The sequence below is a fragment of the Mesorhizobium sp. P2_F7 genome (assembly GCF_056403695.1).
Window position 1 is genome coordinate 244,060 of sequence record NZ_JBFUFA010000001.1, and the last position, 13,810, is coordinate 257,869.

Consider the following 13,810-nt stretch of genomic DNA (forward strand, 5'->3'; position numbering starts at 1 on the left):
GGCTCAGCCCCGGGCGGAGTTCTTGCTGGTCAAGATCCGCTCCCAGGCGAGTGCATCGGCGACGATCTGGTCAAGATCGTCGCGTTGCGGGGTCCAGCCGAGTTCGGCGCGCGCAAGATCCGAATTGGCGACGATGGCGGCTGCATCGCCGGGACGCCGGTCGCCCATCTTGACCTCGAAATCCCGGCCGAAGGCGCGGCGCACGCTTTCGATGACCTCGAGCACCGAATAGCCATGGCTGTAGCCGCAATTGGCGACGAGGCTGTCGCCGCCGGCGCGCAGCCGCTCCAGCGCCAGGCGATGCGCCGCGGCGAGATCGCTGACGTGGATGTAATCGCGCATGCAGGTGCCGTCCGGCGTCGGATAGTCGGTGCCGAACACCTGCATGAAAGGGCGCTTGCCGAGCGCGGTCTCGCAAGCAACCTTGATCAGATGCGTGGCGCCCGGGGTCGACTGGCCGGTGCGGCCCTTGGGATCGGCGCCGGCGACGTTGAAATAGCGCAATGCCGTGTAGCGCAAGGGATGCGCAAGCGACGCATCGCGCAGCATCCATTCGCTCATCAGCTTGGACAGGCCATAGGGCGATTCCGGGGCCAGGCGCGCATCTTCGCGCACCGGCTCAAGGCCTGCGCCGCCATAGACCGCTGCCGTGGAGGAGAAGATGAAATTGGGCACGCCCTCTCGTACCGCGGTTTCGATCAGCGTACGGGTCTTGGAGGTGTTGTTCTCGTAGTAAGCGAGCGGATCGGCAACCGATTCGGGAACCACGATGGAACCGGCGAAATGGATGATCGCGTCGACATGATTGTCTCGGATGATCTGGCCGACCAGTTCCCGGTCGGCGACATCGCCGACAACCAGCTTGGCTTCCGGCGCCACGGCCCATTCGAAGCCGGTGGAAAGCCGGTCGAGCACGACGACGCTCTCGCCGGCATCCAGCAGTTCCCAGACCATGTGGCTGCCGATATAGCCGGCGCCGCCTGTCACCAAAACTGTCATTCCGTATCCTCGCTATTCAAGATTTATCGGAAACTGTCTCAAATGCCGCCTTACTGGAAAGACCGCCGCAGGGCTATACAAGACCGGTATGTTAAGTCCGTAACAGTCCCAGCGGCCCAAGGCATCGTAGTGAAACAAAGTTGATGCACATCAAGGGAATAGGGCACGATCTAGGATCGTTAGGAACAGTGGCGGGGCGTGGCATTTTGACCAAACAGGCCCGGTGGACGACGAATGGGCCAATGATTATGATCCGGCGCAAAACTGGGAAGGCGACATGAACTATCAGCGGTTCTTCGAGGAAGCGATCGACCAGCTCCATGCCGAGCGGCGCTACCGTGTCTTCGCCGATCTCGAGCGGATCGTGGGTAAATTTCCCCGCGCGATCTGGCGTTCCAATGGCCGCGCCGAGGAAATCACCGTCTGGTGTTCCAACGACTATCTCGGCATGGGCCAGAACCCCGATGTCATCGCCGCGTTTCAGAACGCGGCCGGCAAGATGGGCTCGGGCGCCGGCGGCACCCGTAACATTTCCGGCACCAGCAACCCGCTGGTCGAACTCGAAGTGGAACTGGCCGACCTGCACGACAAGGAAGCGGCCCTGGTCTTCACCTCCGGTTTCGTCTCCAACGAAGCCTCGATCTCGACCATTGCGCGGCTTTTGCCCAACTGCCTGATCATCTCGGACGAGTTGAACCACGCTTCGATGATCGAGGGCGTGCGGCGTTCGGGCGCCGAAAAGAAGATTTTCCGCCACAATGACGTCGCGCATCTCGAAAGCCTGTTGCAGGCGGCGGGTCGCGAACGCGCCAAGCTGATCGTCTTCGAAAGCGTCTATTCGATGGACGGCGACATTGCTCCGATCAAGCAGATCGTCGAACTGGCAGAACGCTACAATGCCATGACCTATGTCGACGAGGTCCACGCCGTCGGCATGTACGGGCCGCGCGGTGGCGGCATCACCGAGCGTGAAGGCTTGGCCGATCGCATCGACATCATCGAGGGCACGCTGGCCAAGGCGTTCGGTACGCTCGGCGGTTATATCGCCGGCAACAGCGCTATCATCGATGCGGTGCGCTCCTACGCGCCGGGCTTCATCTTCACCACGGCGCTGCCGCCGGCGATCGCCGCCGCCGCCACCACCTCGATCCGCCACCTGAAGCGCTCACAGGCCGAACGCGATGCGCAGCAGCGCCAGGCGTCGCGGACCAAGGAAGTCCTCAGCGCCGCCGGCCTGCCGGTGATGGAGTCGCCCACCCACATCGTGCCAGTGCTGGTCGGTGACCCCGAACTCTGCAAGATGGCCAGCGACCGCCTGCTCGGCGTGCACGGCATCTACATCCAGCCGATCAACTACCCGACGGTGCCGCGCGGCACCGAGCGGCTGCGCATTACGCCGACGCCGTTCCATACCGATGCACTGATTGCGGGACTGCAGGACGCGCTGGTCGAGACATGGGATGCGCTCGGCGTACCCTATGGTTCGGCAGGCCGGCCCTCGGTGGCCAAGAGCGACCGGATCGTTCCGCTCCTCGTCCCCAAGTCCGGCGGCTGATGGCGGGCGGCCAAGGGCCGCCGCCTGATCAAACCGTCTTCATCCACTTCGCCAGCCGGTGTGCCGCTTCCTCGAGCTGATCGAGGCGGCGGTGGAAACACAGCCGCAAAAACGCTTCACCGCCGGGGCCGAAGGCCGTTCCCGGCGCCAGGCCGACATTGGCCTTGTCGACGATGTCGAAGGCGGCCCGGCGCGGATCGGTGAGGCCGTCGACCGTGAAGAACAGATAGAACGCACCTTGCGGCACGGTGAAGCGCGCCTTGCCGGTGGCGCCGATTATGTCGCAGACCAGGTCGCGCGCCGCGTGCGCGCGCTCCACCTGCTCGACGATGAAGCCATCGCCGTGGTCGAGGGCGGCGACGGCGCCGCGCTGCATAAACTGGGCGACACCCGAGGTCGAATACTGGATCAGGTTCTCGAACACCTGCTGCAGGTCGGGATGGGTCTTGATCCAGCCGATGCGCCAGCCGGTCATCGCCCAATTCTTGGAAAAGGAGTTGACGAACAGGATGCGGTCTTCCGCGGTCGAAATGTCGAGGAAGGACGGCGCGCGGCCGTGGCCGTAATGGAACAGCGCATAGATCTCGTCGGCGATGATCCACAGCCCCTTTTCGCGGGCGAGGTTCAGGATCGCCTGCAGCGTTTCCCTGTCGGCGGTCCAGCCGGTCGGGTTGGAGGGCGTGTTGACGAAGAGCGCCTTGGTGCGCGGCGTGACCGCGGCCGCTATCTTGTCGACATCGCAGGACCAGCCGTTGCCGGACTGGTCGAGCGTGACCGCTACGGGGGTGGCGCCGGAGACACCGGCGGCGGCAGCGAAATTCGGCCAGGCAGGCGACAGATAGACGACCTCGTCGCCACTGCCGGCGACTGCTGCCAACGCCAGCTGGATGGCATGCATGCCGGAGCCGGTGGCGATGAATTCCTCTTCGGCGAAAGTCTTGCCGAAGTGCCTGGCATAGTAGCGGGAGAGCGCTTGCCTGAGCTCCGGAATGCCCTTCTGCCAGGTGTAGAAGGTCTCGCCATTGGCGAGCCCCTTGGTGGCGGCTTCGGAGATGAAGGCAGGCGTCGGCAAGTCGCCTTCACCAGCCCAGAGCGGGATCATGCCCTCACGCGTACGGCCGTAATTGACGACGGCGACAATGCCGCTTTCAGGGGCGGCGACGGCTTCGGCGCGCAAGCTATCGATCAGGGTCATGGATAGGTCCGTTTGATGTCGAGCGAGTGCTCTTAGCAGATAGGACAACAGAAAACCCCGGCCGCGAACGACCGGGGTTTGGTCCAGGAGCCCGCCTCGGCGCTATTTCCTGGCGAGCAGGTCGCGAATTTCGGTGAGCAGCGCGACATCGGCCGGCGGCGGAGCCGCCGGGGCAGCCGGCTTCTCGCGCTCAAGCCGCTTGCGCAGATTGTTCACGGCCTTGACCATCAGGAAGATGATGAAAGCGAGGATGAGGAAGTTCAGCGTCGCGGTGACGAAGCTGCCATAGGCCAAGACCGCGCCCTGCCCCTTGGCCGCATCCAGTGTCGGCGCGTTGACGGCCGAGGAAAGTCCAAGGAAATAGTTGTTGAAATCCAGTCCGCCAAAGATCGCGCCGACGATCGGCATGATGACATCGTCGACCAGCGAAGTGACAATCTTGCCAAAGGCAGCGCCGATGATGACGCCGACGGCCAAGTCCATCACATTGCCCTTGGAAATGAATTCCTGGAATTCTTTCAGCATTCGACCCTCCTTGTCATGGCAGGCCGCGCTGCCGCCGTCCTACGGCGCCGGCCCCGACCCACAATAACAAAAACCCCCGGTTGCAAAACCGGAAAAGGAGCCCAAGCACCGCTTTGTGTTTACGCAACGTCATCAAGGACATATCAGCCGAAAGCCGCGATGGACTCGGGCTTCAAGCTGTGATTGCGTCGTGACGGCCAAAGGATAAAAGCGGCCACGGAGGGATTTTCGGACCGTGCAGGGCTGGTTCATCGTCATCATTGCCGTCGCCTATGTGACGCTGCTGTTCGTCATCGCCAGCCTAGGCGACCGGCGTTCAACGGCTTCCGGGCCCGGTCGTGCCCGGCCCTTCATCTACGCGCTCAGCCTCGCCATCTACTGCACGTCCTGGACCTTCTTCGGCTCGGTCGGCCTGTCCTCCGAGCGCGGCCTCGAATTTTTGGGCATCTATACCGGCCCGGTGCTGGTGTTCGTGTTCGGCTTTCCACTGCTCGCCCGCATCGTGCGGCTGGCCAAGAGCGAGAAGATCACCTCGATCGCCGACTTCCTCGGCGCCCGCTACGGCAAGAGTTTTGCCGTCTCGGCCATCGCCACGTTGATCGCCACCATTGGCGCCGTGCCGTACATTGCACTGCAGCTGAAGGCTATTTCCGGTTCGGTCGGCCTGATGGTCGAGCACTATACGGGATCGCCGCCCTCCTTCGATCCGTTCGTCAGCGACATCTCGCTGGTCGTGGCCATGCTGCTGGCACTGTTTGCGGTGCTGTTCGGAACCCGCCATGCCGACGCCACCGAACATCAGGACGGGCTGGTGCTGGCGGTGGCAGTCGAAACCGTGGTCAAGCTCGCCGCCTTCCTGGCGATCGGCCTGATGGTCACCTTCCTGATCTTCGGCGGCCCGGGCGACATGATCGACAAACTGGCCGAGAACAGCCAGGTGCGGCAAGCGATGGGCTACAACACCTCGCTCGCCACCTGGCTGGTGCTGACCTGTCTGAGCGGCTTTGCCATCATCATGCTGCCGCGCCAGTTCTACGTCACCATCGTCGAGAACCGCGGCGAAGCCGAACTGCGCACCGCGACCTGGGTGTTTCCGCTCTATCTGGTGGCGATCAACCTGTTCGTGCTGCCGATTGCCTTCGCCGGCCTGGCGCTGGTCGGCTCAAGGACCAGCAGCGACCTTTACGTGCTGTCGCTGCCACTGTTCAGCGGCCATGACGTGCTGGCCATGGCGGCCTTCATCGGCGGCCTGTCGGCGGCGACCGCCATGGTGATCGTCGAAAGCGTGGCGCTGTCGATCATGATCTCCAACGATCTCGTCATCCCGCTGTTCGTGCGCCGCCTGCTCAAGACCACGACCTCGGAAAATGAGGACTGGTCGACGCTGATCCTCAATGTCAGGCGCGGCGCCATCTTCATCCTTTTGTTCATCGCCTTTCTCTACTACCGCGAGAGCACCAACGCGGCGCGGCTGTCATCGATCGGCCTGATGTCGTTCGCGGCCATCGCCCAGTTTGCGCCGGCGCTGATCGGCGGGCTGATCTGGCGCGGCGCCAATGGCCGCGGTGCAGCACTCGGCATGGTCGCCGGCATCCTCGTCTGGGGCTATACGCTGCTTTTGCCCTCGCTCTCGGCGCCCGACGCCGACATCGTCGTGCAAGGCCTGTTCGGCTTCGAGGCGCTACGGCCGCAGGCTTTGTTCGGCACCGTCGCCGAGCCGTTGAACCACGGCGTGCTGTGGAGCCTGTCGATCAACACGCTGTTCTTCGTGCTTGGCTCGCTGTCACGCGCGTCGGTGCCGCTCGAACGCATCCAGGCGTCGATCTTCGTACCGCGCGAGGCTAGCCCGATGCCCAGCCTGCGCCGCTTCCGCACCGCCATCACCGTCAACCTGCTGAAGGACACCATATCGCGCTATCTCGGCGTCGAGCGCACCGAGCGCTCCTTCCAATCCTTCGAAAAGAGCACCGGCGTCTCGTTGCATGGCAATGAGCAGGCCAGCATGGATGTCATCCGCTTTTCCGAGCAACTGCTGGCGAGCGCCGTCGGCTCGTCTTCGGCGCGGCTGATCCTGTCGCTTCTGTTTCGCCGCAACGACCGCGAATCCAAGGACGCCTTCCGCCTGCTCGACGACGCCACCGAGGCGCTGCAGCACAATCGCGACCTCTTACAGATCGCGCTCGACCAGATGGAACAGGGCATCACCGTCTTCGACCGCGATTTCCGCCTGATCTGCTGGAACAGACAATATCGCGCGCTGTTCGACCTGCCCGACGAAATGGGCCAAGTCGGCGTCTCGCTCGACCGCATTCTGCGCCATCTCGCCGAGCGCGGCGACATCCCGGCCGACCAGCATGTGGCGATGCTCAACCGTCTGACCAGTTTCGTCAGCCCATGGCAGATGGAATTGAAGACCAGCGGCCGCATCCTGGAATTGCGCTCCAACCCGATGCCAGACGGTGGCATCGTCGCCACCTATGCCGACATTTCGGGACGGGTCGAACAGGATCTGGCGCTGAAGCGGGCCAATGAATCGCTGGAGCAGCGGGTCAAGACGCGCACCATCGAACTGACGCGCGTCAATGAGGAACTGGCGCAGGCGCAGATGCTGGCCGAGGAGGCCAATCTGGGCAAGACGCGCTTTCTCGCCGCTGCCGGCCACGATATCCTGCAGCCGCTGAACGCGGCCCGTCTCTACTGTTCGTCGCTGATCGAAAAGGCCGGCAAAGGTCCGGCCGGCAAGGCCGCTGTCAACATCGAATCCTCGCTGGAATCGGTCGAGACGATCCTGGGCGCCGTGCTCGACATTTCTCGCCTCGACGCCGGCGCCATGAAGCCGGATGACAGTGCCTTTCACCTGGATGGGCTGCTACGCCAGATCGGCAACGATTTTCAGCCACTCGCCGCCGAGAAGAAACTCGACCTGACGATCATGGCCTCGTCGCTCAGCGTGATGACCGACCGCAATCTCTTGCGCCGGCTGATCCAGAACCTGGTCTCCAACGCCATCAAATACACGCGCCATGGCCGCATCCTGGTCGGCGTACGGCGGCGCGGAGAGCTTGCCGAGATCCAGGTGATCGACACCGGCATCGGCATTGCCGGCGACAAGCTGAACACGGTCTTCAACGAGTTCACCCGGCTCGACGAAGGGGTGCGCGAGGCCGAAGGCCTTGGCCTCGGCCTCTCTATCGTCGACCGCATCGCCCGCGTTCTCCGCCTCGAAATCCGGATCTTTTCCAACCCCGGCAAAGGCACCCGCTTTTCCGTCATCCTGCCGGTTGCGGCGGTTGAGGCGCCGCGGCGCGAGGTCGAGCCCAAAGTGCCTCCGCGCACCGCGAACTCGCTGGCCGGGCTGCGTGTCATGTGCATCGACAACGACGCCCGCATCCTCGACGGCATGCGGCTTTTGCTCGAAGGCTGGGGCTGCAGCGTCGGCACGTTTTCCGGCTCGGAGGATTTCGCCAGGGCCGACATCCATCGCCCCGACATCGTGCTTGCCGACTATCACCTCGACGGCCGGAGCGGCCTCGACGTGATCGCCAGGCTGCGTAAGATCCACGGCCGCGACCTGCCCGCCGTGCTGGTCACCGCCGACCGCTCCACCGAGGTCCGCGCCGCCGCCGCCGCCCTCGACGTGCCGGTGATCAACAAGCCGCTGAAGCCAGCCGTGCTGCGCTCGATGATGGCCAGGGTCAGGCCGCTGGCTTCAGCGGCGGAATAGCCGCACCATCGCGCCTCAGCGGTGACCAAGGCTGGCGATGTAGGCGCAGAACATATCGGCCATGGCCTCGGCATAGGCCTCGATCTCCGCATCGGTGCGGGGGCTTCCTGAAAAATCCTTTCCCACGGCGCTCAGCGTCGCGCCGATCAGACCCCCGGCCAGCGTACGAACGGCTTCCGAGGCCTCAGGCAAGGCTTCACGCAGGAAGTTCTGAATGGTGCGCTCGCCAGCGTCCCTTGCCTCATGCGCCTCGGGTGCGTCGCGATAAAGCGGAGCGGCGTCGCTGAGCGCCCCGCGCACGGCAGCCTCCTCGCACTCCGACCGGATGAAGGCGTGGACCAGCCTGCGCAGTCGTTCGAGCGGCGGACGCTCGCCGTCCTCGAGTATGGTGCGCAGCAGGCCGCCCGTCTGCTGCCATTCGTCGCTTTGCAGCCGAAACAGCAGGGCCGCCTTGTTGGGGAAATACTGGTAGAGCGAGCCGACGCTGACGCCGGCCCTTTCGGCCACGCGCGTGGTGGTGAAACGCTGCGCGCCTTCGCTCGCCAAAACCTGAACAGCAGCTTCCAAAATCGCCGAGATGAGCTCGACCGCACGCGCCTGCTTGGGCTGTTTTCGCGAGGAAATAGAAGGGCTTGGGCGTTCGGTCACGACGCTTCCCGGCAATGCGAATTGGAAACCTGAAGGATTATTCGTATTTTCAGCACGACACAAGAACGCAATGATTTTTCGCCTGGAGACATCGATGACCACCCTCACCCCGCTTACCCCCTTGCTCGCCCGTTTGTTCAAAGAGGCGGAAGCCGCGACGAGCCCAGCAGCGGCCAGCTTCTCGGCTGACGAGCGGGAACGCCTGCTGCGCAGCAAGACCGAATATGTCGACTTCTATGGACGGCTGAAGGACCTCTGGCTCGCGGTTTCGCCGGAGACCGGCACGCTGCTCTACATGCTGGCGCGCAGCAGCGGCGCCCGCGTCATCATCGAATTCGGCACCTCTTTCGGCATCTCGACGCTCTATCTCGCGGCAGCGCTGAGGGACAATGGCGGCGGCCGTCTCATCACCACAGAGTTCGAACCATCCAAGGTGATGCGGGCCAAGGCCAATCTGACCGAGGGCGGCCTCATCGATCTGGTGGAAGTCCGCGAGGGCGATGCGCTGCAGACGCTGAGCGCCGATCTTCCCGAGACGATCGATCTCTTGCTGCTCGATGGCGCCAAGGCGATCTACCCGGAGATACTGAGCCTGGTCGAAAGCCGGCTCAGGCCGGGCGCGCTGGTGATCGCCGACAACGCCGATTTCAGCCCGGACTATCTGGCACGCGTGCGTTCCCCGGCCTCGGGCTACATGTCGACACCGTTCGGCGACGATGTCGAACTGTCGGTGCGGTTGAGCTAAGGCCGTAGGCGTTTACGTCAACAACGCGCAATCCCTTGGACCTCGAGCAGCCCAGGGCAATCGTATAGGATAGCGCTGGCCCCCTCTCCGTCCGCTGCGCGGCCACCTCTCCCCCACTTTGTGGGGGCGAGGAACCCAAGCTTGGAGAGGCTGCGACCTATGCAATTAGCGTTTCCTCGCCCCCGCGGCAGCGGGGGAGAGGTGGCTCGGCGAAGCCGAGACGGAGAGGGGCGGCGCCCTATGCGAAACTGCTCGCCGGAGCCGACTCAGCTCACCGGCTGCAGCGGATCGCTGCCGATCTTGGACAGCTGGATCACCGCCTGGGTGCGGCTGTCGACGCCGAGTTTTTGCAGGATCGCCGAGACATGCGCCTTGACCGTCGCTTCGGAGACGCTGAGCTCATAGGCGATCTGCTTGTTGAGCAGGCCTTCGGCCAGCATGCCGAGCACGCGCGTCTGCTGCGGCGTCAGCGCCTGCAGCCGCTTGATCAGGTCCGATATTTCGGGGTCGCGCTCGACGCCGAGATCGATGCCGACGGGTGCTGCGATGTCGCCGGCCAGCACCGACTGCACGGCCGTGCGGATTTCTTCCATGCTGGCCGATTTGGAGATGAAGCCCGAGGCGCCGAGATCGAGCGCACGCCTGATCGTCACCGGGTCATCATGCGCCGACACCACCACCAGCGGCACCGCCGGGTGGATGCCGCGCAGCGAGATCAGGCCGGACAGACCGCTGGCGCCCGGCATCGACAGATCGAGCAGCACGAGATCGACATCCTCATGGGCCACAACCAGCGCCTTGGCGCTTTCGAAATCGCCGGCCTCATGGATGGCGGCGACATGGCCGACGCCGGCAAGCGCCTCTTTCAGCGCGCCGCGGAAAAGCGGATGGTCGTCGGCGATGACGAAGGTGTAGCCCGACGGCAAATATTCCTCCCCAAATCCCGTTGTTGATTATCGGCTTCTACGGGACCGGACGATTATGCGGCGAAGCGTTCTGTTTTCAAGCGGCAATGCCGGACGAGGCATTTCCCCGCCGGGGCAGTTCAGGTCTTTTGCGAATTGAGCTTGGTGCCGTCGCCACTATCCTTGTCCATCTCCTTGACGATGCCCATGAAGCCACGCAGCATGCGCTCCATGTAGGTCATCGTCTTGTCGAAATCCTCCTCGCTCGGCAATTTCGATTCGAGGCGGGCGGACAGCGAGTTCTCCAACTTGGTGACGCGCTCGTCCATGGCCTTCATCGAGGCCTGCAAACGGTCGACCTCATCCTGGAAGGCGGCGCGCTCATCGGCCGCCATTTTACAGACGAGCTGGCCGGAGCGCTCCTCGCAGATCGACATGGCGCCGGTCTGAGTGTCCATGCGGACGTAGCCGTTGGCCGATTTTTCCAGCCGGTAGCGATCGGTCTCCTCGGACCAGGCCGATGCCGCGACCAGCGAGACCAGAGCGGCGGGGATCAGTATGTGCTGCAGACGCATGTTCCATCCTCCACGAGGCAGTGTACGAGAACCTATCACAGCTTTGCGCCGTAAATGCGGAAGAGTTGCCCTTCCCCGCACGAGCCATCCAGATTATAGCGCAACAATGTCTCAGATTATCTACAAGATCGCGCCCCAAGCGCTTTGGCGCGAGGCCGAGAAAAACGGCCGCTTCACCGGCGCTCCGATCGATATCGCCGACGGCTTCATCCATTTCTCCACTGCCAGCCAGGCCAAGGAAACGGCGGCAAAGCATTTCGCCGGCCAGACGGATCTGGTGCTAGTCGCTATTGACGGGGCGCGGCTTGGTGATGCGCTGAAATACGAGGTCTCGCGGGGCGGCGCGCTGTTTCCGCATCTCTACGGCGTGCTCGACATGAGCGCCGTGCTGTGGGTTAAACCATTGCCGCTCGGCGCCGACGGCGTCCATCGGTTTTCGCAGATGGAGGCCGAATGAGCGTGCTCGACCGCATCGGCCAGAAACTGCTGTTCAGCTTCGATCCGGAAACGGCGCATGGCATGTCGATCGCGGCGCTGCGCTGCGGCCTGCCGGTCGGCGCGCGGCCGGTTCGCGATGACAGGCTGAAGGTCAGCCTTTGCGGCCTCGCCTTTCCCAATCCGCTCGGCATGGCCGCCGGCTATGACAAGAACGCCGAAGTGCCCGACGCGCTGCTTGGCCTCGGCTTCGGCTTTGCCGAAGTGGGCACGGTGACGCCGCTGCCGCAGGCCGGCAACCGGAAGCCCCGCATCTTCCGGTTGACCGCGGATGATGCGGTGATCAACCGGCTGGGCTTCAACAATGAGGGCCACGAGGCGGCGGAAAGTCGCCTTGCCGCGCGCAAGGGGCGCGGCGGCATCGTCGGCGTCAACATCGGCGCCAACAAGGACAGCGCCGACCGTGTCAGTGACTATGAGTTGGGCGTCTCGCGGTTCGCGAAACATGCAAGCTATCTGACGGTCAACATCTCGTCGCCCAACACGCCGGGCCTGCGCAACATGCAGGCGCGTGAGCAACTCGGCGAGCTGTTGTCGCGGGTCATGTCGGCGCGTGCAGCAGCCTCGGGGCAGCCGCCAATCTTCCTCAAGATCGCGCCGGATCTGGTCGAAGCCGAACTGGAGGACATCGCCGCCGAAGTGAGCGAAAAGCAGATCGACGGCGTCATCGTCTCCAACACGACGCTGGCGCGAACAGGATTGCGCAGCACGACCGTAGCGGGCGAAACCGGTGGTCTCTCGGGCAAACCGCTGTTCGAGCGTTCGACCATCGTGCTGGCCAAGATGCGCAAACTGCTCGGACCGGAGCACGCCATCATCGGCGTCGGCGGCGTCGATTCCGCCGAGACGGCGCTGGAAAAGATCCGCGCCGGCGCCGATCTCGTCCAGCTCTACACCGGCATGATCTATGCCGGACCGGCGCTGCCGGGCCGCATCCTTGCCGGGATGGTACGGTTTGCCGACAAGGACGGGCTGAAGTCGTTGCGCGCGCTACGCGATGCCAGCCTCGATCAGTGGGCTGCCAAGCCGCTCTAAAATGCCGTGCGCATTCTCAGCCGCAAGATCGCCAGCAGGCTGAAGCCGCGTACCAGCAAAAAGACATGCAGCGCCGCCCACAGGCCGTGATTGCCGAAGGCCGGCGCTAGCGTGAGCAGCGCGGCGCTGAAAGCGAGGAACGACACGAGCATCATGTTGCGCATGTCGCGCGACCAGGTCGCACCTATGAAGACGCCGTCCATCTGGAAGGCCAGTACACCGCTGAGCGGCGTCAGTGCCGCCCATGGCAGATAGAGATCCGCGACATCGCGAACGTCCTGCGACGTGGTAATCAGGGCGACCAGGCCGGCGCCGCCGAGCCAGAAGATCAGCGTCGCGGTTCCCGCCAGGCCGAAACCCCAGAACAGGGTCAGGCGCACCGCCCGGCGGAACGAGGTTTCGGCGCGCGCGCCAATGGCGCGTCCGGCCAACTGTTCGGCCGCCGTGGCGAAACCGTCGAGAAAATAGCCGGCGACAAGGAAGAAGTTCATCAGCACGGCATTGGCAGCCAGCATCAGCGTGCCGAACTGCGCGCCCTGGCGGGTGAACAGCGCGAAGGCGGCAAGCAGCGAGAACGAGCGGATCATGATATCGCGATTGAGCGACAGCATGCGCAGGAAGGCGGCCATGTCGAGCAAGCGATGCCGCGGCAGGCTGGGTGCGGCCCGAAACCGCCAGACGATGATGGCGAGGCCCAGCAGCATGGCCAGAAACTCGCCGGTGACGGTCGCCCAGGCGACGCCGGAAACGCCCCAGCCGAGCTTCAGGCCGAGCAAGATGCAGAGCACGATGTTGATGCCGTTGAGCACCGCCTGCAGCATCAGCCCAAGCCCACCCTCGCCGCGCCCCAGCACATAGCCGAGGATGGCGTAGTTGATCAGCGCGAAGGGCGCGGCGAGCATCCTGATCCTGATATAGACGCCCATCGCCTCGCTGACGCGCGGTTCGCCGCCGATGAATTTCTGGCCGGCGACGGCGATCAGCGGGGCAAGGGCGACAAGCGCGATGCCGGCGGCGACCGCGATCAGCACGGCGCGCCAGAACACCGCCTGCTCCTCCAGTTCGTCGCCGGCTCCGAAGGCCTGGGCGACGAGGCCGGTGGTGCCGGAGCGCAGAAAATTGAAGGTGTTGAAGACAACGTCGAAGACCAGTGCGCCGGCCGCCAGGCCGCCGAGCAAGGCGGCGTCGCCAAACTGCCCGACCACTGCCGTGTCGACGATGCCGAGCAGCGGCGTCGTCAGATAGGCGAGCGTCATCGGCACGGCGATAGCAAGCACCGAACGGTTGGTGACGGCGAAGAGCTTCGCGCCGGCTGGTGTTGCACCCGTGTCCAGGGATTTCTGCCTTGCTGATTGCGGCTTGATCGAGCAGACGATGTGCCCCATTTTCCAGCCACCGCGCAATCACCT

12 protein-coding genes are annotated in these 13,810 nt (G+C 64.0%); 5 read left to right on the plus strand and 7 right to left on the minus strand.

The features are described from left to right. Window positions 1-3: 3 nt before the first annotated feature. Window positions 4-999 (minus strand): UDP-glucose 4-epimerase GalE, encoded by a 996-nt coding sequence (galE, locus tag AC1DZ8_RS01145; RefSeq protein WP_477306821.1) that lies wholly within the window; start codon window positions 997-999, stop codon window positions 4-6. Window positions 1,000-1,276: 277 nt separating this feature from the next. Here galE and hemA point away from each other — a divergent pair, with 277 nt between their 5' ends. Next, on the plus strand, window positions 1,277-2,554 hold the full coding sequence (gene hemA / locus AC1DZ8_RS01150; protein WP_477306823.1) for a 5-aminolevulinate synthase: 1,278 nt from the start codon (window positions 1,277-1,279) through the stop codon (window positions 2,552-2,554). 28 nt (window positions 2,555-2,582) lie between these two features. Here hemA and AC1DZ8_RS01155 read toward each other — a convergent pair whose 3' ends face one another. Both AC1DZ8_RS01155 and mscL read right to left on the minus strand, forming a co-directional pair. Continuing rightward, window positions 2,583-3,749 (minus strand): pyridoxal phosphate-dependent aminotransferase, encoded by a 1,167-nt coding sequence (locus AC1DZ8_RS01155; RefSeq protein WP_477306825.1) that lies wholly within the window; start codon window positions 3,747-3,749, stop codon window positions 2,583-2,585. A 102-nt stretch (window positions 3,750-3,851) separates the two neighbouring features. After that, the gene (mscL, locus tag AC1DZ8_RS01160) at window positions 3,852-4,274 is read right to left on the minus strand and encodes a large conductance mechanosensitive channel protein MscL (RefSeq protein ID WP_477306827.1); all 423 of its coding nucleotides are present in this window, start codon (window positions 4,272-4,274) and stop codon (window positions 3,852-3,854) included. A gap of 235 nt (window positions 4,275-4,509) precedes the next feature. On the opposite strand from mscL, the gene AC1DZ8_RS01165 reads away from it, so the two are divergent. Further along, on the plus strand, window positions 4,510-7,998 hold the full coding sequence (locus AC1DZ8_RS01165) for a PAS domain-containing hybrid sensor histidine kinase/response regulator (protein ID WP_477306829.1): 3,489 nt from the start codon (window positions 4,510-4,512) through the stop codon (window positions 7,996-7,998). A 15-nt stretch (window positions 7,999-8,013) separates the two neighbouring features. Here the strand turns inward: AC1DZ8_RS01165 and AC1DZ8_RS01170 are convergent, their stop codons facing one another. Next, a complete protein-coding gene (locus tag AC1DZ8_RS01170; RefSeq protein WP_477306878.1) occupies window positions 8,014-8,646 on the minus strand; it encodes a TetR/AcrR family transcriptional regulator in 633 nt (210 codons plus the stop codon). A gap of 94 nt (window positions 8,647-8,740) precedes the next feature. Here AC1DZ8_RS01170 and AC1DZ8_RS01175 point away from each other — a divergent pair, with 94 nt between their 5' ends. Continuing rightward, window positions 8,741-9,391 carry an O-methyltransferase gene (locus AC1DZ8_RS01175; RefSeq protein WP_477306831.1) on the plus strand — a complete coding sequence of 217 codons (651 nt, stop codon included), beginning with the start codon at window positions 8,741-8,743 and terminating at the stop codon, window positions 9,389-9,391. A 266-nt stretch (window positions 9,392-9,657) separates the two neighbouring features. On the opposite strand, the gene AC1DZ8_RS01180 is transcribed toward AC1DZ8_RS01175, so the two are convergent. Then, a complete protein-coding gene (locus AC1DZ8_RS01180; RefSeq protein ID WP_477306834.1) occupies window positions 9,658-10,317 on the minus strand; it encodes a response regulator transcription factor in 660 nt (219 codons plus the stop codon). Window positions 10,318-10,436: 119 nt separating this feature from the next. Next, the gene (locus AC1DZ8_RS01185; protein ID WP_477306836.1) at window positions 10,437-10,871 is read right to left on the minus strand and encodes a hypothetical protein; all 435 of its coding nucleotides are present in this window, start codon (window positions 10,869-10,871) and stop codon (window positions 10,437-10,439) included. Between the two features lie 106 nt (window positions 10,872-10,977). On the opposite strand from AC1DZ8_RS01185, the gene AC1DZ8_RS01190 reads away from it, so the two are divergent. Next, window positions 10,978-11,328: a DUF952 domain-containing protein gene (locus tag AC1DZ8_RS01190; RefSeq protein ID WP_477306838.1), complete on the plus strand. Its 351-nt coding sequence runs from the start codon at window positions 10,978-10,980 to the stop codon at window positions 11,326-11,328. Continuing rightward, complete coding sequence (locus tag AC1DZ8_RS01195) at window positions 11,325-12,401, plus strand: quinone-dependent dihydroorotate dehydrogenase (RefSeq protein ID WP_477306840.1); 1,077 nt, start codon at window positions 11,325-11,327, stop codon at window positions 12,399-12,401. The genes AC1DZ8_RS01190 and AC1DZ8_RS01195 overlap by 4 nt, the downstream gene beginning before the upstream one ends. Here the strand turns inward: AC1DZ8_RS01195 and AC1DZ8_RS01200 are convergent. Then, a complete protein-coding gene (locus AC1DZ8_RS01200; protein WP_477306880.1) occupies window positions 12,398-13,735 on the minus strand; it encodes an MATE family efflux transporter in 1,338 nt (445 codons plus the stop codon). The two genes, AC1DZ8_RS01195 and AC1DZ8_RS01200, sit on opposite strands and share 4 nt — an antisense overlap. Between the last annotated feature and the right edge of the window lie 75 nt (window positions 13,736-13,810).

What these genes read in the sequence shown, in the direction of transcription:
- AC1DZ8_RS01195 (WP_477306840.1), top strand. Translation starts at nt 11,325, where the DNA reads ATGAGCGTGCTCGACCGCATCGGCCAGAAACTGCTGTTCAGCTTCGAT.
- hemA (WP_477306823.1), top strand. Translation starts at nt 1,277, where the DNA reads ATGAACTATCAGCGGTTCTTCGAGGAAGCGATCGACCAGCTCCATGCC.
- AC1DZ8_RS01155 (WP_477306825.1), bottom strand. Translation starts at nt 3,749, where the DNA reads ATGACCCTGATCGATAGCTTGCGCGCCGAAGCCGTCGCCGCCCCTGAA.
- galE (WP_477306821.1), bottom strand. Translation starts at nt 999, where the DNA reads ATGACAGTTTTGGTGACAGGCGGCGCCGGCTATATCGGCAGCCACATG.
- AC1DZ8_RS01190 (WP_477306838.1), top strand. Translation starts at nt 10,978, where the DNA reads ATGTCTCAGATTATCTACAAGATCGCGCCCCAAGCGCTTTGGCGCGAG.
- AC1DZ8_RS01175 (WP_477306831.1), top strand. Translation starts at nt 8,741, where the DNA reads ATGACCACCCTCACCCCGCTTACCCCCTTGCTCGCCCGTTTGTTCAAA.
- mscL (WP_477306827.1), bottom strand. Translation starts at nt 4,274, where the DNA reads ATGCTGAAAGAATTCCAGGAATTCATTTCCAAGGGCAATGTGATGGAC.
- AC1DZ8_RS01185 (WP_477306836.1), bottom strand. Translation starts at nt 10,871, where the DNA reads ATGCGTCTGCAGCACATACTGATCCCCGCCGCTCTGGTCTCGCTGGTC.